The organism is Streptoalloteichus tenebrarius (assembly GCF_024171885.1).
Taxonomy (GTDB): Bacteria; Actinomycetota; Actinomycetes; order Mycobacteriales; family Pseudonocardiaceae; genus Streptoalloteichus; species Streptoalloteichus tenebrarius.
In genome coordinates, this window is sequence record NZ_JAMTCP010000048.1 from 1 (window position 1) to 21940 (window position 21940).

Below are 21940 nucleotides of genomic sequence, written 5' to 3' on the forward strand. Positions count from 1 at the left end.
TCTGCCCCCACGGGTTGCCCTTGTTCTCCAGGTTCTTGAACATCCCTCCCAGCTCGGTGGGGAAGTTCGACTCGATCAGCACCTGGTAGCGGCGCATGTCGATGATGTGGTCGACGTGTTCGATGTCGACCGGGCACTGCTCCACACACGCCCCGCAGGTGGTGCAGGACCACAGCACCTCGGGGTCGATCACCCCCAGCTCGTCCGGGCCACCGACCAGCGGCCGCTCCGCCTCCGCCAACGCCAACACATCAATGCCAGCCAGACGCTGCTCGGCGTTGTCGCCGGTGATGCCGACCTCCTCACCGGCCATGTCCTTACGCCCACCGGCCAACAGGTAGGGGGCTTTGGTGTAGGCGTGGTCGCGGAGGCTGGTGATGAGCAGTTTCGGGGACAGGGGTTTGCCGGTGTTCCAGGCGGGGCACTGGGACTGGCAGCGGCCGCATTCGGTGCAGGTGGTGAAGTCCAGCCAGCCCTTCCAGGAGAAGTCCTCGACCTTGCCCGCCCCGAACACGTCCTTGTCCGGGTCGGCTTCCTCGAAGTCCAGCGGCTTGCCACCACTCATCATCGGCTTCACCGCGCCCAGCGCGATCCCCCGGGGCTCGCGCTTGAACAGCACGTTGAAGAAGACGGTGAACCGGTGCCAGGCCACCCCCATGGTCAACACCAGCCCGACCACGATGAACCAGACCATCGAGATGGCGATCTTGAGTCCGGCGACGCCCCACACCGCGTTCTCCACCGCGGACCGCGACAGCCCGGAGAAGGCCAGCACCAGCGGGTAGCTGATCGCGAAGTGGACGTCGTACGAGGTGACGCCCTGCAACACCCCCTCCAGTCCCCGCAGGACGAGCACGAGGACGGGGATGGCGATGATGACCGACTCGACGAAGTAGGCCTGCCAGAAGCTCGACCCGGCGAACCGGGACTGCCGCTCGGGGCGACGCGGGTGGTGGAGCTGCCGGATCACGACCAACGTCAGGCCGGTCACCAGGGTCGCCGCCGCGAACACCTCGGTGACCAGTTCGAACGGCCACCAGTGGCCGACGCCCGGCAACACGAAGGCCGGGTCGGCGAGCTGGCCGTAGGCGTTGACCAGGGTCGGCACCAGCAGCACGAACCCCAGGAACACCCACCAGTGCGCGAAGCCGACCAGGGTCCACTTGAGCATCCGGGTGTGGCCGAGGGTCTCCCGCAGCACGCTCCCCACCCGGCCGGGCCAGTCGTCGGTCCTGGTCGGGTCGGGCGCGCCGAGCCGGACCACGGCGACCACGCGCCACAACGCGCGGAGGAACAGCCCCCAGCCGAGGACGCTCAGGGGGATCGACACGAGGATGGCGGCGAGCTGCATGGCCGGGCTCCCTGCGCGTGGGTTCGGGCCGTCGCCTCCGATTCTGCGCACCCCGCGTCACGGGCGCTCGCCCACCAGGTGGACGGGCGCCGCCACGCGTGGACAGGCCCCGGGCCGTCGCACCGCCCCCCGTCGGTCCCCCACCGCCGACGACCCGGGAAGCTTTGTCCACTGTGGACCCCGTCCTCAGTCCGCGTCTCACTCCGCCCGTTTGCGGGCGCGGAACCGGAAGGTGCCGCGGCGGAGGGTGACCCTGATGTCGGCGAACCCCACCCGGTACAGCCGATCACCCAGCGTGTCCGGATCGATCGGCATGTAGGTGTCGCCGAGGTGCGCCAGCCGGAAGCCGAGGCTGTGCACGTCGTCGGCCCCGGCGAAGACGCCGCCCGGGCGCAGCACCCGGTGCGCCTCGGCGAAGATCTGGTCCTGCGACCCCGGCGTGGGGACGTGGTGCAGCATCGTGAAGCACACGACGCCGGAGAACCGGGCGTCCGCCAGGGGCATGCGCGTGCCGTCCCCGTGCACGACCTGGACGGCGTCGCCGTGCCGCTCGCGGAGCCCGGCCGCGAGGGCCGCGTCGAGTTCCAGCGCGGTCAGTCGCGGCGCGCGGCGGACCAGGACGCGGGTGGTGGCCCCGTAGCCGGGCCCGATCTCCAGCACGTCGGCGCCGAGGTCGACGCCCTCCAGGGTCCAGGGGATCGTGTGGCGCTCCACGCCCCTGGCCCACAACTCCGACCGGCACAGCCAACGGTGGAGGCGATTCATCGGCATGACCCGACGCTAGGGGCGGGTGCGGATCTTCCGCGAGGCGATAGCCTGCCAGCTCATGTCGCGATCCGGACACCTCACGCCCGTGCCGCCGCTCGGCGCGATCGTCGTCGGCACGTTCGCCATGCCGCGGGGCGCCCGGTTCGACTGGCACCGGCACGGGGTGCACCAACTGGCGTGGGCGTCCCAGGGGGTGCTGACGGTCGGCGCGTGCGGCAGCACGTGGGTCCTGCCGCCGTCGCGGGCGCTGTGGATCCCGGCCGGTGTGCGGCACCGAACGGGGTCGACCAGCCCGTCCACCATGCGCAGCCTGTACTTCTGGCCCGAGCGGTGCCCGACCCGGTGGACGGCGCCGACGGTGGTGGCGGTGTGCGGGCTGTTGCGGGAGCTGATCGGGTACCTGGCCGGCGAGGCCGTCCCCGACGACACCAGGGCGCACGCGGAGGCGCTCGTGTTCGGCCTGCTCACCCCGCTCTCGGTCACCACCATCGACCCGCCCGCGCCGTGCGACGAGCGCGCCAGGGCGGTGGCCGAGGCGGTGCTGGCCGATCCGGCCGACGGGCGCGGCCTCGACGCGTGGGGGCGGGTGGTCGGCGCGAGCGGGCGGACGCTGGCCCGCCTGTTCGTGGCGGAGACCGGGATGAGCTTCGGGCGCTGGCGCGGGCAGGTCCGACTCAGGGCCGCCCTGCCGTTGCTCGCCGAGGGCGTCGCGGTCGCCACGGTCGCCCGACGCGTCGGGTACGCCACGCCGAGCGCGTTCGTCGCGGCGTTCCGGAAGGCCGTCGGGGTCCCGCCCGGCGCCTACTTCGCGCGGGGCGGCTCGCGCTGACCACCGTCGGGAGTCCGACCGCGGCTCTCCTTCGGGGGAAATGGTTCCACCCCTCGGCGCATCTTCACTCAAAAGGGTGATCTTGGGCGCTAGCCTGGCCGGCGACGATCACTCGTTCGGCACGGAAGCAGGGCGATGGGCACGTACGTCTTCGACCAGGCGTGGGCACGCGAGCGGGAGCGGCTGACCGCGTTGGAGGACCTGTACGACGACCAGTCCCTGCACCGGCTGGCCGCGCTCGGGGTGGCCGAGGGCTGGCGGTGCCTGGAGGTCGGCTGTGGGGCCGGCAGCGTGGCGCGCTGGCTGGCCGACCGGGTCGGGCCCTCCGGGCGCGTGCTCGCCACGGACTTCGACCCGCGCTTCGCCGAGGGGCACGGCCTGCCCAACCTCGACGTGCGCCGGCACGACATCCTCGTCGACCCGCTGGACGACGACGCCTACGACCTGGTGCACGCGCGGGCGGTCCTGGAACACGTCCCCCGCCGCGAGCTGGCGCTGGAGCGCATGGTCGCCGCCACCCGGCCGGGTGGCTGGGTCGTGGTGGAGGACTTCGACATCGGCGGGCCGATGACCGTGGCCGCCGCCCGGTACTACCCCGAGGAGCACGCCGAGCTGGCGGAGCGGCTCGGCCGGGCGCTGGAGCGGCTGTTCACCGAGCGGGGGGTCGACGCGAGCCTCGGCCGGCGCCTGCCGGAGATGTTGGCCTCGGCGGGGCTGACCGACGTCGCCGCCGAGGTGCGCGCGCCGGTGCTGTCCGGCGGATCGCAGGACTTCTTCCGGCTCACGCTTGAGCGTCTGCGGCCCGGCCTGGTGGCGGGCGGGCTGCTGGAGGACGCCGAGCTGGACCGGTTCCTCGACCTGCTCACCCTGCCGGCGTTCCGGTACGCGCCGAACTTCATGGTGATCGCCTGGGGGCGTCGACCGGAACCGGCGTGACACCCGACGGGGTGGGCGATCTCTGGTGATCCCGGGCGCCGTCAGCCGTGGCGCCCCGTGGCCGACCGCAGGGCCTCGGCGCACCGCCGGGTGAGTTCGAGGATGTGCCGGACGACGTCCGGTGAAGCGCCCGCGCTTCCCGCGCAATAGTTTTCGTTGTCCGTGTAGGCGGCTTTCACCATCGGGCTGTGCCGACCGCGAAATACGATCAGGACGCGCAGCAGGTCCGACACCACCTCGACCGAGGGAAGCAGTTCCGGACCCGCTCCGCCGGCCTCCCGCACCGCGCGGACGACCCGGGTGACCAACGTTTCCCGCCCCTCGTCGCGCGCGTACAGGCGACGCCACGCCGGCAGCCCGTAATCGATCAGATCGTCCTGGAGCGCGGAATGCACCGCGTCCCCGTGGTCGGCCGACCACACCACCCTGTCAAGCAGGTGCAGCGGCACGTGGGCGGCGGCCGGGCCGTAGTACCGGCGCCCGTCGACCTCGACGTCCTCCATGAACGGGCGCAGCCTGGCGGCGAAGAACCGGGCCGGGTCCACGACCCGGCCGACCGTGCGCATCACCTCCGGCAGGACCTCCAGCCGGGCGACCGCCCGCCGGCCGGCCACGGCGAACGCGGGGTCGGCGACGTCGGTCCCGGCCAGCCCGGCCAGCGCCAACGTGGCGTCCTCGATCGCGGGGGCCGTGCGGCGCACCGCGTCGATCAGCACGGTCTCCTCGCGCGCGCCGACGAACATCCGTTGGCGGGCGCCGGTCGGGTTCCACGGCCCGTAGTGCAGCACCGTGTCCCTGGGCACCATGTCGGTGGCCGCGCCGAGCGCCAGCAGCGGCCCCCGCGCCTCGGGGACGGCGGCCAGCGGCTCCACGCCGTGCCGCTTGAGCGAGCCGAGGAGCATCCCGATGTCCCGCATGGCGGCCAGCCGACCGACGGTGTCCCCCGGCGGGTCGGCGTGGTAGGCGGAAATCAGCGCGCGCAGCGCCCGCGTCAATTCCGGCAGGTCCGCCCGCGCATTCATCTCGGGCAGGGACGACAGGAGGGCGTCGGCGCGGAGTGGGTCCCTGGCCGCGACCTGACGACAAAACCGCTCGGTGAGCCGGAGATCCTCCGGTGCGCGGCTCTTGTTCAGCCGTACACCGTCCGTGACTAATACCCCCACGATCGGAATATTCGCGGACCATGGTTCCGGGGTCAAGGACTGGTCGGTGAACGGTCGTCACCGCTCGCCCCACCCGAGTGACACCTTGGTTGGTGACGCCCGGGACGGCGAGCCGGGGCGGAGATTCCGGTGCGACCGGGTAAGCATCCGGACGTGGACCGTGATCGGGCGCACCGGCGCTCGGTGTTGGACGTGGCGGCCGTGATGGTGGCCGCGGCACGCCGTGGCGAGCTCGACACCGCGGTGGAGGCCCTCCTGCGGCTCCGCGACGACCAGGGCCGGATCCCCCGCGCCGACCTCCGGCTGCTGCTGGCGGTGCTCGTCCGCTACGCCGGCCAGCTCCTGAGCGGCATCGCGGGCGACGCGGCCGGCCCCGACACCGACCCGAACGAGGCCCGGCTCCAGCTCCTCGACGAGAACGGCCCGGTCCCGGTGGACCGGGTGGCCCCGCCCGACCGCACGATCCTGCGCGCCGTGCTCGCCGCCATGCACGGCCATCCCGAGGACGCCGACCTGCACATCTCGATCGCGGTGGACAACGCCGAACGCCAGCACTTCTCCCACCTCATCGGGCGAGCGGTCGAACTGGCCAGCGGGGCGGTGGTGGAGGCGGAGCGCCGCCGGCTGCCGATCCCCGCCCTGCGCCTGCCGCCCCGGGGCGACTGACGACCGGCCGCGCGAGATTCCCGCCAGCGACCCGCGCCGTCACGACCCGCCGCGGCAGTCGCATGTCCGGGCGCGACCTGTTTCCGCCACCTGACTCGCCTCGCGATCGCCACACGCTCGTGCCACCTGGCCGCTCTGGGGAAACCAGCGGAAGCCCTTGCCCTGTCAAGCGTTCCCGCCGGTCGGACAGCGCGGAGGTGCTCATCCACCACTGATGACACCACTGATGAGCACCACCGACCGGGCGTCCCGGTGTCCCTGTCGGTGGGGAGGACCCCGGACGGGCCGAACGGGGAGACCTCACACCAACCCCCGCCCCCACCACATCTGTCACACGTATTGCCGATGCGGACGCGTGGGTTTTTCTCTTTCCTAGTAGGCGCCGGACCCGGTGTCCGCTGCCTCCTGTTCTCCCGCACCGGGTGCGTGCCCGCCGGGGTCCGGCATCCGGAGGGGAAGCGCGAGCTGGGGGTGGGCGATGGCGGACCGAGCGGTAGCCCGGACACCACTGGCGGCGGACGACGCCGCCGGCGACAGGGCGGTCGCGTTCGACCGGCCGAGGATGCCCGGGCCCCTGCCCCGACTCACGCCGCCGCGCCCCGGCGCGCGACGCGTCGCCGTCGAGCCGGTCCCCCCACGCGACGTCGACCAGGACGACGTCGTGCGGCACCTCGTGCAGGCGTTGGTGCGCCGGGTGGTGGAGCTGGGCGGGGTCGGGCAGGACCGGGAGCGCCCCCTGCTCGACACCACGCAGATGGGCGTGCGGTGCGTGCTGATGCGCCCGGCGCCGTCCCCCGAGAAGATCGCCGCCCTGCTCAGCCCCCGGGAACGGGAGATCGCCAGGATGGTCGGCCTCGGGCACACGAACAAGACGATCGCGTCCGTGCTGGAGATCAGCCTCTACACCGTCTCCACGCACCTGCGCCGGATCTTCGCCAAGCTCGGCGTCTCGACCAGGGCGGCGATGGTCGCGGTGCTGTCGGGCAACCCCCACCTGTTCGACCTGGAACCCGACCACCCCGCGCCCCGGATCGGCCGCGACTGAGGACCGCGCCCCTCGACCCGGCGCAGGAGGGGCGCGGGCGCTCAGGGTCGGCGGCCGAGGAAGGCGACGAGACGGTCGCTGGGCGAGGCGTCGGCCGCGACCGGGACCTCCTCGCCGATGGCGCCACCCCTGACCGAGGGCCGCACGAAGCCCCTGGCGAACGCCAGGATCCTCTCCGCCAGCTCGTCGGGGATCGTCGGGTCCTGCCCCGTCGCCCTGGCGACGTCCCAGCCGTGGACGGTGGCGTCGAGCGCGAGGAGGTTCGCGACCGCGCCGGCCGGCAGCTCGCCCACCGGCATCGCGCACGGCCGGCTCATCGCCCGCTCGTCGGTCGGACGCGCGGCCAGCGCGACGGCCGCTGCGGCGTCGAACGCGGCGAGGGGGTCCTGGCCGACGTGGTCCGCCGCCGAGGTCACCGAGGGGTTCATCTCGGCCGGGTCGACCACCTCGCCGCCGAGGACCCTGCCCAGCGCCCCCATCGTGCCGATCAGGTGGTTGAGGAGCTGGCGCAGCGTCCACTCGGAACACGGCGTGGGACCGTCCAGGCCGGCCGCGCCCATCCCCACGATCTTGGATCGGGTGAAGGCGAGCCCGGGTCCCACCAGGTCGACGGTGTCCATGACGTTCCCTCCCGCGCACCGCCACGACCCCGCCGTGGCGACCGGTCCTGTCGCCCGGACGCTAACGCCCCGCACCGACACGATCGTCTCGACTGAGGCGGCGCCGCTGAGAACGCACCCGGCGGGGAATCCCCTGCTCTCAGCGCCGGCCCCCACCGGTGTGCGGCGTTCCCTCCAACAGGTGTTGACTGACGCGGCCGTCATCGCCGAAGGGGGGCGCAGTGCTGTTCGCCGTCGTCGTCTTCGTGGTCGTCACGGGTATCCACTGGTACCTGTGGCTGCGGCTGGTCAGGGACACCACGCTCCCCGGCCGGTGGCGGCGGGTCGGCACGGCCGTGCTCGTCGGGCTCGGCGTGCTCCTGGTCGCGACGCTGACCGGGACCCGGGTGCTCGACCCGGAGGTCGGCGTGTTCCTCGCCTGGCCGGGCTACCTCTGGCTGGCGCTGATGTTCTACCTGCTGCTGGCGCTCGCCCTGATCGAGATCCCCCGGCTCGTGCTCCTGCGCCGCCTGCGCGGGCGCGCCCCGGCCACGCCGCTGGGACCGGAACCCGCGCCGCCCACCGCGACGGAGTCCCCGGCCGCCGAGCCCGAGCACCCGGCGACGGTGGGGATCGGGCAGAGCCGGCGGCTCTTCCTGGCCAGGTCCACGGCCGTGGTGGCGGGGCTCGCCGCCACCAGCGTCGTGGGCTACGGCGCCAGGACCGCCCTCGGCGGTCCGGTCGTCCAGCGGGTCGCGATCCCGTTGCGGCGACTGGACGCCGCGAGCGCCGGCATGCGGATCGCGGTGGTCAGCGACATCCACCTCGGCCCCATCCTCGGGCGCGGCCACACCGAGCGGATCGTGCACACGATCAACGAGCTCCAGCCCGACCTGGTCGCGATCGTGGGCGACCTGGTGGACGGCACGGTCGAGAAGCTCGGCAGGGCGGCCGAACCGCTGCGCGACCTGGTCAGCACGCACGGCTCGTTCTTCGTCACCGGCAACCACGAGTACTACTCCGGCGCGGAGCCGTGGCTGCGCGAGCTGGAACGGCTCGGCGTGCACCCGCTGCGCAACGAGCGGACCGAGATCCGCCACCGGGGCGGCGTCCTCGACCTGGCCGGGGTGAACGACGTGACCGGCCGGCAGCAGGGCGACGGCCCCGACCTCGACCGCGCGCTCGCCGGGCGGCCGGACGACCGGCCGGTGGTGCTCCTCGCGCACCAGCCGGTGCAGGTGGCCGACGCCGCGCGGCGCGGGGTCGACCTCCAGCTCTCCGGGCACACCCACGGCGGCCAGCTCGCCCCGTTCAACCTGCTCGTCCCGCTGCAACAGCCCGTGGTGGCCGGGTTGGCGAAGGTCGACGACACCTGGATCTACGTCAGCAGGGGCGCGGGGTTCTGGGGGCCGCCGGTGCGGGTCGGGGCCCCGCCCGACGTCACGCTGGTGGAGCTGGAACGGGGCTGAGCCGACGGCGGTGGGTCCCACGGGGGTTGGGCACGACCCGGAACCAGGTCACGCACCGCCACCACCACTCCAGCGGCCCGTACCGGAACCGCGTCAGCCACCACCGGCTCAGGCCGGCCTGGAGCGCGAGGACGACCAGGGCCAGACCGAACGCGGCGCCCCATCGGTGGCTCCCGGTGAGCCCGAGGAAGCGGTTCGCCAGGAGCACGAGGACGGTGGCCATGACGTAGTTCGTGAGCGCCATGCGCCCCATCGGCTCCAGCAGGACCGCCGCCGCACGCCCCACCCTCGTGTCCACCAGCAGCAGCACCGCGCTGGCGTAGGCCGCGGCCAGGAACAGGCCGGCGATCGACGCGACGTGGCCGTTCTCCGGAGCGACGTGCTGCCAGGCCGTGAGGACCATGCCCGGCACCGCGCCGCCCACACACAACCAGGTGATCGACCGCCGGTGGGACGCCAGGTCGTGGAACACCCCCCGGCGGGCGGTCGCCAGGCCGAGCAGGAACAGGCCGGGGACCAACCAGACGCCGCCGCTGGCCACCACCACCCCCGCGAGGGTGGCGAGCAGGCCGAGCGCCGTCACCGCCCACCACGGCAGCCAGCTCGCCGGCAGCAGCACGAGGAGCCCGGCCACGGCGTAGGGCAGCAACGCCTCTCCCGGCTGGAGGAGCTGGTGCGCGAAGCCCAGCACGGCCAGCGCCGCCAACCGTCGGGCCACGGCCGCCGACGCCGGCCGGTTCCGCGCCCGCGCGCGGTCCAGGAACAGCGCGAAGCTGACCCCGAACAGGAACGAGAAGATCGGGAAGAACCGCTCCCGCACGACGAGGTCGAGCAGGTGCGCCGCCGGATGCGGCGCGCCGGGCGTCACCACCGGGGCCATGTGGGCGATCGCCGGCAGGTTCACCAGCAGGATGCCGCACAACGCGAAGCCGCGGAGGGCGTCGAGCGCGGTGACGCGGGCGGCCGGGGACACGGCCGCCGGGCCGACGGGGACAGCCATGCGGCCGACGCTAGGCGGGGGCGGGGGCGTCCACCTCGGCCGTCGGACCGACCTCCTCCGCCGAACGGCCGATCCGGGGCGGGTCACGGGCTCGGGCTCGTCGACGGGGCGGGTCACGGGCTCGACGACGTCGACGGAGCGGACGACGACGCGGAGGGCTGCCCGCTCGACGTCGCCGGGGCACTGGAGGACGTGCTGGCGACCGAGGAGGCGCTCGGATCGGAGCCCGAGCGGTCCCTGGGCGCGCTGGGTGAGGTGCCGACCGCCGAGTCGGAGGCGCGGTGGCTGGCGCGCGGGGTCGGGGACGCGGTCCCGGAGGGAGCGGAGGCGGTGGTCGGGGTCGGCGTCCGCGCGAAGGTGGAGCCGTCCTTGGCGCGGGTGCCCGTCGGGCCGCCCTCGTAGTCCATCGGCGGGCCGTCGGGCTCGGCGGGCGCCCGGGAGCCGGACGAGGACGGCGCGCCGTCCGCCGGCCGGTTGCCGTCCTCGCGCCAGGCGTGCTGCCCGACGGCGATGCCGACCACGAGTCCGACGACGACGGACACCGCGGCGCCCGCGGACAGGGCGGGGGGCGGCAGCTTCGGCAGCTTGAGCACGTGACCTCCTGAGCCGGGCGGGTCCCCGCGTGGGACCGCCGGGGCGCCCCCGCGCGCGCCGCGCCGCGCCGACATCCGGAGCCGGGACGTCGCCCGCGAGCGGGGGCGCGGAGGGGCGCCCACGGACGCCACGGAGGTCTCCTCGCCGAACGCGCCGCGTCGACGAGGGCGCGACGCGGCTCACCAAGCCATCGCCGCCGGGGGTCCCCGGCATTAACCCGGTCCCACCAAGATCGCTCGACCGAGTGAGGAGGTGGCGCGCCGTGCCCGGCCGCGCGGTCCCCGGTCGGCAGCGGCGGGGGTGTCGCTCCGGTGACGGGACCAGCCGGAACGGCCGGACCGGCTGGAACGCATGGACCGGCTCGAACGCACGGGCCGGCTGGAACGGCCGGAGCCCGCCTGCGCGGGCAGGCGGGCTCCGGTCACGGAGAACGGACGCTCCGTGTTCCCGTCAGTGTTCGTCGGTGTTCGTGTGTTCGTCGGTGTTCGTGTGTTCGTCGGTGTTCGTGTGTTCGTCGGTGCTCGTCAGTGTTCTCGGATGTGGACCACCCTCAGCTCCGGCGAGGACTGGATGTCCTGCTCGCAGAAGCGGGCGCGCTGCCACTTGCCCTGCGAGAACAACCGGGTCTGGTCGACGTGGTGCGGCGAGGACGGGTCGCTGGACTGCGAGTAGGTCAGCAGCGTCGCCGCGTCCGGGCAGGCGCCCCTGCCGAAGGACACGGCCTGGATGTGGCTGGAGCCGTGGACGACCTCGGTGTAGCCCTGGCCCGCCTTCCACGGCGCGCCCACGATCATGTTCAGCACGCCGAGCTTGTCGTCACCGCCGTGCACGGGGATGCGCTCGCCGTTGCGGACCACGTACTGGTTCTCCCCCAGCCGCGCGTCCGGCGCGATCGCGCCCAGCTCCTCGACGGCGTCGCCGAAGGCCCGCCGCACGGCGGGGTTGGCGATGTCGAGGGTGTTGGGCGTGGTCACCGGCTGGGAGCGGTCGAAGGGCACCCGCCACGGGCTGGGGGTCACGCTCTCCACCCGCTGCCAGAACCGGTCGAACAGCAGGGCGCCACGACTGTCCACTGTGTACCGGCGGTCCCACTTCTCCAGCGCCTCGCAGGACCTGCCGACGTCCACGGTCCCCTTGCTGGTCGGCGCCTTGCCGCCGGGGAACGCGCGGCACATGCGGGCAGTGTCCGCGGCGGCCAGCTCGGCGGTCATGCTCCGGTCGGAGAACAGGACGTCCTGCATGGACTGACGGGAGAACTTCCTGCCCGGCAGGCCGTCCCTGCCGGCGAGCCGGTCCTCGACGGCGGTGACCGCCATCCGGGTGCGCGGCCCGGCCTCGGTCTCCTTGAAGCCCACGATCTGCGGATAGTCGGTGAGGAGCTGGTGCGGGTTGGTCAGCCAGGCGCTGTCGTTCGAGTTGAGCACGTAGTCCGAGCGCTGGAGCACCGGAAGGCGCTTCGGGCCGAACGTGCCGGGCTGGAGGGCGTCGGGGTCCCTGCCCCACGCGCAGTCGCCCCGCGAGCCGTCGAGCACGGGGACACGCGCCGTGCGGAACAACTCCTGCCCGAGCGGGGTCGAGCAGCGCCGCGCCAGCTCGTCCGTCACGTGCGGCACGACCTGGACGTCGGCGTAGAGCGCGTGGCCGGCGCGGTCGGTGGCGATGGTGTTGACCCACGGCACGCCCTGGGTGCTGGTCAGCGCCCGCAGCACGTCGTCGGTGTCGCGCGTGCGCCCCAGCTCGTACCAGGTGTTGAGCAGGCGGATGTTCTGCGCGTTCGGGTCCTGGAGCGCGTAGGCGGTGGTCGTGGTCCACGGCAGCGAGACCCTGGCGATCCCGGTGAGCACGGGGCCGTACCTCGTGCCGTAGAGCGTGCGCTCGACCCGACCAATCGAGCCGTCCGGCTTGCGGACCTCCACGGAGACCTGCCGCGAGGTCATCTTCTCCGGCTTGCCGTCCACCAGGTACGAGGTGGGGTCGCCGGGCACGAGCTTCAGCTCGTGCAGGCCGAACGGGCGCGCCGAGGCGACGGTGTGGCTCCACGCCACGTCCCGGTTGAAGCCGATCTGCACGAGCGGCAGGCCGAGCAGCGTGCCGCCGCTGACGTCCATCCGGCCGGGCACCGTGAGCTGCACCTGCCAGAACCGCCGGCCGCCGTGCCACGGGTAGTGCGGGTTGCCCAGCAGCACGCCCCCGCCGTCGGCCGTGCCGTCCTTGCCCACGGCGATGGCGTTGCTGCCCATGTCCGGCTTGTCCAGCGTGCTCCGCAACAGCTCGGCGGCCTCGGCCGGTGCGGTGGCGGTGGTCTCGGCGCGGGACGGGGCGGGCGGCCGCGCCGCCGTCAGGCCGTCGACCGCGATGCCCTGGCCGAGGGTCGTGGCCAGCGCGGACAGGTGCCGGTACACGTCGATCTCGCCGATCTGCCGGACGGGCACGCCGCCGGGGCACTGCCGGCCGCCGGACTCCCGCACCTGGCGGTTGTAACCGGCCACGTAGCCCCGGATGAGTTCCCTGACCTCGGGCTTCGGTCCGAGTGGCGCGGGCTGGGCGAGCAGGCGCTCCACCTCGCCGCTGTCGATGAGCCGTTGGAAGTGCAGGTCGCTGGCGAGGTTGTTCCCCGCCGAGCCGAGCGCGTCGTTGGCCGGGCCGTCCGGGCCGAGCACCTTCGACCGCTGCGCGGAGAGGGTGAGGTACATGTCGGCCAACACGCACAGGTTGTCCTTGGCGGCGCCGTAGCCGTACCCGTACCCGACGCCGGCGAAGTTGTTGGCGCGGATGTGGGCGACGCCGCCCTCGGTGTACCGGATGGTGGCGGAGAAGCCCCCTCCGGCCACTTCGGACTCGGCGTGTGCCGGGACTGTGGCCACGGTGGTGCCGGCGAGGGCCAGGCCCACCGCCAGCAGGCCCCACCGTCTGGCGGCGGGCCGTCTGCGGGTCGTCGTCACGTCTGTTCGTCCGCCTTCCTCTGCCGTCGTCGATGTTGCGGCTTCAGCAAATCGGGACGACTCGGGCGGGAGCATCGGCCGAACGGCCGGGGCCAGCCGACGGAACCGGTTGGGCCGTTCGAGCGAAAGAGCGGGAGCGACGGCCCACCATCGAACCTATGTCCACTGTGGACAAGCAGCCGTTGTCCCGCTCGGCGGAGGAGGAGAACGCCACGAGAGGAACGGGTGAGCCAACAGGGGCTGCTGGTGGTCGGGATCGGTGGAGGACGGTATCCGGCGTCGTCACCGACGGGAAGGTCTGGGCAGACCCGTCAGGCAGGCCGGTACCGCTTCTCGGTCCTGCCCGCGCGCGGGTACGTGGTGAGGTCCGAGGACCGTGGCCAGGACGGGCCTCGGGTCTGACCTTGGCGACGAACGAGTCGCGCTTCGTGCCAACCGCGAACCGCGGCGAGCCGGTGCGGATCAAGCGCGTCGAAGGCGGCTTCCCGCACGTCACCGGGCTTCACGCCGGCCTGGCCACCGGCTGGGGCGAGCTGGTGGGCACGCCGGTGTGCGCAGGTGCTGTTGATGGTCGCCTGGACGGTCACGTCCGGGCGGCGAGGGTCGAGCAAGTCGTCGGCGCGGCCGACCTCGGCAACGTCGCCGACGCGCTCAGCGTCACCGTCGACCTGCCCCGGGGGCCGCGGAGTGGTCGGGACCGGCGGCATGCGGCCGGACCTGGTCACGGACGGGAAGGCCCTCGCGATCACCGCGAGCTGACCTCGGCGCGCCGCGCCCCGGGGGACGCGGCGGGGCCGCGGGCCGTGGGGACGGTTCGCGGCCCCGCCGTGTCCTGGCGCTCCGGGCGGAGCGCCCCCGGCCTGGTCCGCCCTCGCTACACGACCAGGCCGAGCAGCAGGACGAGCACCAGGGAGACCACGGACACGATCGTCTCCATGATCGACCAGCTCTTCACCGTCTGGCCGATGCTCATCCCGAAGTACTCCTTGACCAGCCAGAACCCCGCGTCGTTGACGTGCGAGAAGAACAGCGAGCCGGCGCCGACGGCCAGCACCAGCAGGGCCGCGTGGGTCGGGCTCAGGCTGGCCGCCAGCGGGGCCACGATGCCGGCGGCGGAGATCGTGGCGACCGTGGCCGAGCCGGTGGCCACCCGGATGGCGACCGCGATCAACCAGCCCAGCAGCAGCGGCGAGAAGTTCGCCCCGGTGGCCAGGTTGGTGATGACCGTGCCGATCCCCGCGTCGACGAGGGTCTGCTTGAACCCGCCGCCGGCGCCCACGATGAGCAGGATGCCGGCGATGGGCGGCAGCGAGTCGCCGATCGTGGCGGACAGCTTGTCCCTGGTGAACCCGGCCGCCCTGCCGAGCGTGAACATCGCGACGACCACGGCGGCCAGCAGCGCGAACAGGGGCGCGCCCACGAAGTCCAGGACGTGCCGGGCGGTGTTGTCCTTGGCCAAGGCGATGTCGGCGATCGCCTTGCCCATCATCAGCGCGACCGGCAGCAGAACCGTGAACAGGGTCGCCGCGAAGCTCGGCCGGCGGCCACCGTCGCCGTCGTGCCGCTCGGGCACCAGGTGCTCCGGCGGCGTCGGGTCCACCCAGCGCGCGGCCACCGCGCCGAACAACGGGCCGGCGACCGCCACGGTCGGCACGGCCACCAGCAGGCCGAGCCCGAGGGTGATGCCGAGGTCGGCCTTGAGCGCGTCGATGGCCACGAGCGGACCGGGGTGCGGCGGCACCAGGCCGTGCAGCACCGACAGACCGGCCAGGGCGGGGATGCCGACGCGCATGAGCGGCTGCCCGGCGCGGCGCGCGACCAGCAGCACCACGGGGATCAGCATGACCAGGCCGATCTCGAAGAACATCGGCAGGCCGATGAGCGTGGCGACCAGCGCCATCGCCCACGGCAGGGTCCTGCCCCGCGCGCGCCCGAGGATGGTGTCGACGATCTGGTCGGCCCCGCCGGAGTCGGCCAGGAGCCGGCCGAGCATCGCGCCGAGCGCGATGAGCACGCCGACGCTGGCGACCGTGCCGCCCACACCCTTGGAGAAGCTGTCGATCACCTTCTCCAGCGGCAGGCCGGCGACCACGCCGAGCACGCCCGAGCCCAGGGTGAGGGCCAGGAAGGGGTGCACCCTGAGCTTCGTGATCAGCACGACGAGGACCGCGATGCCGAGCAGTCCCGCCGCGACCAGGCGGGTGTCGTGTCCGGTCCACGCGGCCGCCACGACGGGTGTGGACGTCATCAACGTCGGCACCGTCACCGCGGCGCTCCTTCCTGTCCCGAGCCCGGGGTGAGGGCGGCCGTCGCGGCCGCGACGATGTCCTGGGGGGTGTGCGCGACGTCGACCGTCAGGCCCGGCTCGTCCGCGCCGAGCGGTTCGAGCGCGGCGTACTGGGAGCCCAGCAGCTCCGGCGGCATGAAGTGGCCGGTGCGGGCGGCGACCCTGGCCCTGATCAGCTCCGGGTCGCCGGACAGGTGCAGGAACCACACGGGCACGCCGGCCCCGCGCAGCAGGTCCCGGTAGCCGCGCTTGAGCGCGGAGCAGGTGACCACCGCGCCCGACGGGTGATCGTGGATCCAGGCGGCGATCGACCGCAGCCAGGGCCAGCGGTCCTCGTCGTCCAGGGCGTGGCCGGCCGCCATCTTGGCGACGTTCGCCGGGGGGTGGAAGTCGTCGCCCTCGGCGTAGGGCACGCCGAGGCGGTCGGCGAGCAGCGTGCCGACCGTCGACTTCCCGGAGCCGGAGACCCCCATGACCACCACGACCGGGGTCGTTCCCACCTCGTACCTCCAACGCGACGTTGCGTTGCCGCACCTGCCGGCGGCCTTCGGGTGTCGATCCCGAGTACCCGCTGGCGTCGGCGTGCCCCGATCCGGCCACGCCTTCGTGCGCCGGCGGCCACTATCAGCTCATTGGTACTACTTTTCAAGGCGATGCGACCAAAAAGTCATACTTAATCGATGCCGGTGCGGCTGATGCCCGCTCGACTACCCTCGGTCGAGGCGTCAGACGGGCGTGCGACAACGCTCCGTGACCAGACGCCGCACCCCGCGACACCTTCGGAGGAGTCACCGCGATGCAGGGGTTGCACGGCCGGGTGCTGGACGCCCTCGGTCCCGCCATCGCCGGTGGCGCCCACCCGGCGGGCTCGGTGCTGCGGATCGAGGAGCTGGAGGAGCGGTTCGCCTGCTCCCGCACGGTCATCCGGGAGGCGGTCCGCGTCCTGGAGTCGATGAACCTGGTGAGCAGCCGCCGCCGGGTCGGGCTCACCGTGCGGCCCCGCGAGGAGTGGAACCTCTACGACCCGCTCGTGATCCGCTGGCGGCTCGCCGGCGCCGACCGCGCGCACCAGCTCCGCTCCCTGAGCGAGCTGCGCTCGGCCGTCGAGCCGGTCGCCGCCGGGTACGCGGCGCGCCGGGCGACCGCCGAGCAGTGTGGCGAGCTGGTGGGGTTGGCCATCAAGCTCGCGGCGACGGCCAGGGCCAGGGACCTGCGGGCGTTCCTGGAGCACGACATCGCCTTCCATCGGCTGGTGCTCCACGCGTCCGGCAACGAGATGTTCGGGCGCTTCCACGACGTGGTGGGCGAGGTGCTCACCGGCCGGACCGAGCACCACCTCATGCCGGCCGAGCCGCACCCCACGGCCGTGCGGCTGCACGCCGACGTCGCGCAGGCCATCCAGTGCGGCGACGCGGAGCGCGCCGAGGCCGCGATGCGGGAGATCGTCGTCCAGGCCATGGCCGAGATGACCCCGGTCTTCGACGACGCCTGAACACCACCTCACGCCGCTCCACGGCCCTGCCCGGCGTCGGTCACCGTCTTCCCGGCCTTCCGGCCGATGCGTCAGGCCTGCGGCTGGCCCTGCCGCCTCGCGTAGGTCAGGTGCACCACGCCGCTGGTGAACACCTGGGTGTCGACGAGGTCGAACCGGTGCGGCTCGAACCCGCGCCCGCCGAACATCGGAATCCCCGACCCGATCACAACCGGGTGCTGAACGTCCTATGAGACACGCTGCCGAGCTTCCGCTCGCAGCTTGCGCGCTCGTCGTCCCCACCAGACAGCGGACGCGACACGGCCTTCTCTGAAGAGTACGTCGGCAAGGTTCATCGCCGCCTCGGTGTCACCACCTTCTGCGGCCCGCCGATACCACCGCAAAGCTCCTTCCACCTCACCTCGATTCGCAAAGATCGCTCCCAGGTTGTAGGCGGCGTCAAGGTTCCCGGCGTCGGCCGCAACAGTCAGAGGCTCGATCGCCTCATCCACTCGCCCGAGCTCTTCGAGCACTTCGCCCAGGATGGCGGCCGCGTCCCGGTCTCCCAGGGCCATCGCTCGCCTGAGCCAGGCCAAGGACTCCTCAGAACGACCTGATCGGTACAGAATCGCGGCCAGCACCTTGGCCGAGTCGACATGCCCGCACTCCGCGGCGCGTCGATACCACTCTTCGGCTTCCTCATCCCGGCCGGCCGTGCGGAACACGTTGCCGAGACTCCCTCCGGCGCGCGCCAAGCCGGCTTCGAAAGCACGGCGGAACCAAACCTCGGCTCCCGCGCTGTCACCCTTCTCGAGACAGAGGGCCCCCCGGTTGAACGCCCCCTCCGGCAAGCCTCGCTCGAATGCCACCTCGTACCAGTACTCCGCCTGCTCCAGTCGACCGGCGTCGTGGTGGAAGCGCCCGATGTTGAACGTCGCGTACTGATCACCAGAACGCTCCGCGAGCTGGAACCAGGGCTGCGCCTCATCCACCCTTCCGCTTTCGCACATCACTCGACCGAGATTCGTGGCGGACCGGTGGTCGCCACTCTGCGCGCCACGGCGGTACCAAACCTCAGCCTCGTCGGAGAATCCCTGTTCTTCCAGTTGCGCCCCGACCAGGAAAAATGCCGGAGGATACCCGGACTCCGCCGCGTTTTTACTCCACCTCAACGCTTCGGCGTGATCACCGTCGTCGTTCAACATCACGCTGAGGTTGTACGCGGCCTTTGGTTCACCCTGCTCAGCTCCCCGCCGAAAATAGACCCGAGCCTCGTCTCGACGGTCGTTCTCCATGCAGAGGACGCCCATGTTGTACGCCGCCAACGCGGAGGCAGGTCCGGCGTCTGCCGCCGCCACACGACTCCATACCCTCTCCGCAATCTCGAACGACGTCGCCGTGCCCGCCTCCGCCGCGTAGACCGCGATGCTCATGAGTTCGTCTCGCGGCGCCTCCTCGAGAACTCGCCGCCACACGTGGTCCGGCACGGGAGGACAGGGCGAGAGGCGGCCCATTCCGTCGACCAGGTAGTCGAACACCCCCCAGTGTCTCGCTTTGACCGGAAGCAAGGGGCTCGTGACGCCGAAACGCTTTCGACTCGCCCAGGCGAAGGCATCCGTGAGAGGCTCGGGACGAAGCAGATACCCGCCTTGTTCCTCCAGGTAGTGCTCGTGGAGGTCAACGATCAGCTCTTCGGCGTACGGCCCCGGTAATCCAGTTCTCGCCAGGTCGACCGCGGCCGCCACCAGGGCGGCGCCTCTGGGTTGTCCGTCGATGTCCATCGAGCGTCGCCATTCCGACCAGATCGCGGGCCCGGCGGCGAGGTACTCGGCGACACCGTAGGGACCGTGGCGGCCGACCGCGTCCGCGATCCTGTCGTCATCACACATCCGCGCGCGCTCGATCTCGCTCTCGCTCCAGATCCGTGGAACCTCGATCGGCTCGGCCATCTCGAGCACGCGCTCACTGATGCGTAGCGCCTTGATCGCACCGAGTGCCGTGCTCGCGTCATCGCGTTCTCGGGCCGCCGCGTTGAAGATCTCGAACGAACGGACACTCATGGTGGCGATGATCGGAACACGGAGTCGCATGTACTGGGCGAGAGTGCGCTGGTCAAGCGCATTCGGCCCAAGAAAGTCCTCGAGATCGTCGAGCCAGAGAACGCATCGCACGCGCTTCTTGGTGATTGTCCGAAGAACGATGGGCAGTTCAGCTCCGACCGAGGGCGCGACGACGCGGTGGTCCGGAAGCACCGAACGCACGGCTTCGAACGCCGCCCTCGTCTTTCCCGCGGCCGAGTGCCCGAGCACGAGAACAAAACCGCCGTTTTCGGCCGCGGCACCCACTCTGGCCCGCAGGCGGGCATCGATGTCCCGTTCCACGTAAGGCGGAACCCTTTCACCACCTGCGGACGAACGCGCGGGGTGCGTGCCAGCTTCCAGCGGGTCCCAGATACGCGCGTATGGCCAGAGATCCGGGTCCTCGAGGTGGGCGATCCCCGCTGACGGCACGGCGAGACTGACGACATCAGCACGCCCGATCTGCAGGACACTGCCGTGGACTGTGCTCTCCGAGGTCGAGTTGGTCGTCGAACTCCGGCCACTGTGCTCGCCAGGCTCGTCGTGATCCCCTCCACCCACCATCACGGTGGATACCATAGCCTGCGCGGAGCGGTGGACACACCCTCATCGGCATCTCCTGAGAAAGGGTATCAACCGTGACCAAAGGCGGACGCGACAAGCGGTCCAAACCGAAGAAGAAACGAGCGAGACGTCGAGGAGACTCGGCGTCGAATGAATCGTTCGATGGTCAGCTCGCCGCTGAACGCGCGCTGCGCGGACTGCTCGCGACCAATCCCCCTGGACGACTGACCCTGGCCGGGGCCTACGCCGCGGGCTACGTGGCAATCGGCCTGGCACAGGTAGAAGGGGACTGCCCCGAGTGGTTCCACAGGACGGACCCACTGGACTTGTTACTGCTGGGAATGACCTTTCCTCAGACCTTCCGCGACGAGTACGAGTTCGGGAACTGCCGAGCCGCGTGGACCGATCTGCTGCGCCAAACTCCCCATTGGAAGGACGTCGAGCGCTTCGTGAGCGAAGCCGTCCAGCTCAGCAAGGAGCGCGATCTTCCGATCGACAGCCCGAAGGCGCTTCTACTCCTGGCCGGACGACTGGAAGCCGCGGGACTCGACCAACACGATCTCCCGAGATCGCTCCATCCTGCGACAGCCTTCTCCGAGCCTCGATTCATCTGTGGCCCGCGTCAGGACTTCACGCCGCCATCACCATCCACGGAAGCGCTTCGACGGGCGGAACAGTTCTTCGCTGACCTCAAAACCGGACTGGCCGAAGGGAGAACGTGTGCCGACGGACTCAGTAACGGCCTGTTCCTGCTCGAGCACTTCGGTCTCCCCGTTCACACCGACTCGGCAGCGCTCTTGGTCGCGCTCTATGTGGGACTGGTCGCGTCGGACGACGAACCTCCCGATGAACTATATGACCGCGCGACCGCATGGGCGCTGGGCCTTCGCGAAGACTCACCTATTGCACAGGTCACTGACACCATCATGATCTCCGCAGTACAGGAGCTGTCGCCCCGCGCGACGGTCAGTCGGTTGTTCATGATTCCGGATTTCACCCGCCCCGTGAACGAGGGCGACCGACGATGGCACAGTGCTCCCGGAACTGGTTTCACACCCCTCGCCTTCGAGTTCGGACACCGCGAGGTGCGCACCCGCTCAGGTCGAACGATCAAAATGGACGCGGTCACCGCGGCGAGCCTGAGAAGCGGATACGACAAGTTCGAAGAAGAATTCGGTCGTCCGCCGGGTCCCGGCGAGTTTTTTGAGGGCGCCGACCTGGAGACAGCGCTAATAAAGATGAAAGATGTTTTGGAGGCCATCGGCATCCATCCAGCATGGGTCCACGCGTTCTTCAAGAAGAAGTTGCCACTTCCGAACATTGACGGTTCCGCCATGTCCACAAAAGACCATCGGCAGTGGGAGAAGGCCGTTGCTAACTATCTTCGGCGACATCCCGAAGAAGAGCCACCCGATCACGAACACGAGATCAGCAAACTGCGCCGGGCGGCCACCATAATGACAATTTGGCAAGCGATCACGGACCCCAACGTCGCCAGGGCGTTGATTGCTACGTTCGACAGCGATCCCAGTTCCGACAGCAGCCCGTCAACTAAGGCCGTCGCAGAACTCGCCAGAGGTTGGAGTGCCGACCTCCTCCGAAGTTTCAAGAGTGTTCCTGCCATGCGGGAGAGGGCACTCGACCTGGCTCGTCACTGGGGTGGCGAACACCTGGAGGAACGGATTAGTGCCTGCGCCGAGGTGAGAAAGAAGCAAGCCCAGTCCATTGACCCAGCAGTGCTGTTCGTCTTGGCGTCAGCGGCTGTCGCGATGCAAGCAGTAGACCTCCACAGATCTGATGAGCGAGTCTGAGCGCGGCCACCCGTGCCACCAAGCCCGCCATCGCCAAACCCGCCGGAACCGTCCGCGATGGGCACAGCAAGCGCCTACTGCGGCGTCAACGCATGCCGCGGTCCTGCCGCGGCGACCCTGTCGATTCGACGACCGCACTGCGCAGGCCAAGACTCTCCGGAGGGCGCGGTAACCGTCCTGACTCGACTGCACCATCGCGTTCACGGCGACCGACGATGGCGACGAAAGAGACAAGATGGAGGGAGACTCCTGTCCGAACCAGGGGTTCTCCCATGCGACTCGTGGTGGGGCCAGTGGGAGTCGAACCCACACTGTCACGGACCTAAACCGTGTGCCTCTGCCGGTTGGGCTATGGCCCCATCCCGGG

17 protein-coding genes and 1 tRNA gene are annotated in these 21940 nt (G+C 71.4%); 7 read left to right on the plus strand and 11 right to left on the minus strand.

What is annotated here, in order from left to right; genetic code table 11:
- Both LX15_RS27355 and LX15_RS27360 read right to left on the minus strand, forming a co-directional pair.
- The coding region (locus LX15_RS27355) for a 4Fe-4S dicluster domain-containing protein (RefSeq protein WP_253672849.1) at nt 1-1351 on the minus strand (1351 nt) is incomplete at its 3' end.
- Between the two features lie 198 nt (nt 1352-1549).
- Complete coding sequence (locus tag LX15_RS27360; protein WP_253672851.1) at nt 1550-2122, minus strand: class I SAM-dependent methyltransferase; 573 nt, start codon at nt 2120-2122, stop codon at nt 1550-1552.
- Between the two features lie 55 nt (nt 2123-2177).
- Between LX15_RS27360 and LX15_RS27365 the strand changes: the two genes are divergently transcribed.
- Nucleotides 2178-2948, plus strand: a complete 771-nt coding sequence (locus tag LX15_RS27365; RefSeq protein WP_253672853.1) for an AraC family transcriptional regulator — start codon at nt 2178-2180, stop codon at nt 2946-2948.
- A gap of 135 nt (nt 2949-3083) precedes the next feature.
- Nucleotides 3084-3884, plus strand: a complete 801-nt coding sequence (locus tag LX15_RS27370) for a methyltransferase domain-containing protein (protein WP_253672855.1) — start codon at nt 3084-3086, stop codon at nt 3882-3884.
- A 41-nt stretch (nt 3885-3925) separates the two neighbouring features.
- Here LX15_RS27370 and LX15_RS27375 read toward each other — a convergent pair whose 3' ends face one another.
- Nucleotides 3926-4906: a monodechloroaminopyrrolnitrin synthase PrnB family protein gene (locus LX15_RS27375; RefSeq protein ID WP_253672857.1), complete on the minus strand. Its 981-nt coding sequence runs from the start codon at nt 4904-4906 to the stop codon at nt 3926-3928.
- A 294-nt stretch (nt 4907-5200) separates the two neighbouring features.
- Between LX15_RS27375 and LX15_RS27380 the strand changes: the two genes are divergently transcribed.
- Nucleotides 5201-5713 (plus strand): hypothetical protein, encoded by a 513-nt coding sequence (locus LX15_RS27380; protein WP_253672859.1) that lies wholly within the window; start codon nt 5201-5203, stop codon nt 5711-5713.
- A 478-nt stretch (nt 5714-6191) separates the two neighbouring features.
- Nucleotides 6192-6758, plus strand: a complete 567-nt coding sequence (locus tag LX15_RS27385; RefSeq protein WP_253672861.1) for a response regulator transcription factor — start codon at nt 6192-6194, stop codon at nt 6756-6758.
- Between the two features lie 41 nt (nt 6759-6799).
- On the opposite strand, the gene LX15_RS27390 is transcribed toward LX15_RS27385, so the two are convergent.
- The gene (locus LX15_RS27390; protein WP_253672863.1) at nt 6800-7378 is read right to left on the minus strand and encodes a TIGR03086 family metal-binding protein; all 579 of its coding nucleotides are present in this window, start codon (nt 7376-7378) and stop codon (nt 6800-6802) included.
- Nucleotides 7379-7599: 221 nt separating this feature from the next.
- Between LX15_RS27390 and LX15_RS27395 the strand changes: the two genes are divergently transcribed.
- Nucleotides 7600-8826: a metallophosphoesterase gene (locus LX15_RS27395; RefSeq protein WP_308213531.1), complete on the plus strand. Its 1227-nt coding sequence runs from the start codon at nt 7600-7602 to the stop codon at nt 8824-8826.
- Here LX15_RS27395 and LX15_RS27400 read toward each other — a convergent pair.
- From LX15_RS27400 to LX15_RS27420, 5 genes are all read right to left on the minus strand, one after another.
- On the minus strand, nt 8798-9826 hold the full coding sequence (locus tag LX15_RS27400; protein ID WP_253672865.1) for a DUF418 domain-containing protein: 1029 nt from the start codon (nt 9824-9826) through the stop codon (nt 8798-8800). The two genes, LX15_RS27395 and LX15_RS27400, sit on opposite strands and share 29 nt — an antisense overlap.
- A gap of 113 nt (nt 9827-9939) precedes the next feature.
- Entirely contained in the window at nt 9940-10419 is a 480-nt protein-coding gene (locus LX15_RS27405; protein ID WP_253672867.1) for a hypothetical protein, read from the minus strand.
- A gap of 525 nt (nt 10420-10944) precedes the next feature.
- Nucleotides 10945-13362: a penicillin acylase family protein gene (locus LX15_RS27410; protein ID WP_253672868.1), complete on the minus strand. Its 2418-nt coding sequence runs from the start codon at nt 13360-13362 to the stop codon at nt 10945-10947.
- A gap of 874 nt (nt 13363-14236) precedes the next feature.
- Nucleotides 14237-15610, minus strand: a complete 1374-nt coding sequence (locus LX15_RS27415) for a GntT/GntP/DsdX family permease (RefSeq protein WP_253672960.1) — start codon at nt 15608-15610, stop codon at nt 14237-14239.
- Between the two features lie 14 nt (nt 15611-15624).
- Nucleotides 15625-16122 carry a gluconokinase gene (locus tag LX15_RS27420; protein WP_253672962.1) on the minus strand — a complete coding sequence of 166 codons (498 nt, stop codon included), beginning with the start codon at nt 16120-16122 and terminating at the stop codon, nt 15625-15627.
- Between the two features lie 323 nt (nt 16123-16445).
- On the opposite strand from LX15_RS27420, the gene LX15_RS27425 reads away from it, so the two are divergent.
- Nucleotides 16446-17141, plus strand: coding sequence for a FadR/GntR family transcriptional regulator (locus LX15_RS27425; protein ID WP_253672870.1), 696 nt, complete (start codon nt 16446-16448; stop codon nt 17139-17141).
- Nucleotides 17142-17368: 227 nt separating this feature from the next.
- Here the strand turns inward: LX15_RS27425 and LX15_RS27430 are convergent, their stop codons facing one another.
- Nucleotides 17369-19762, minus strand: a complete 2394-nt coding sequence (locus LX15_RS27430) for a tetratricopeptide repeat protein (protein ID WP_253672964.1) — start codon at nt 19760-19762, stop codon at nt 17369-17371.
- A 74-nt stretch (nt 19763-19836) separates the two neighbouring features.
- Between LX15_RS27430 and LX15_RS27435 the strand changes: the two genes are divergently transcribed.
- The gene (locus LX15_RS27435; RefSeq protein WP_253672872.1) at nt 19837-21573 is read left to right on the plus strand and encodes a hypothetical protein; all 1737 of its coding nucleotides are present in this window, start codon (nt 19837-19839) and stop codon (nt 21571-21573) included.
- 282 nt (nt 21574-21855) lie between these two features.
- Here the strand turns inward: LX15_RS27435 and LX15_RS27440 are convergent.
- A tRNA-Leu gene (locus tag LX15_RS27440) sits at nt 21856-21932 on the minus strand.
- Nucleotides 21933-21940 lie beyond the last annotated feature (8 nt).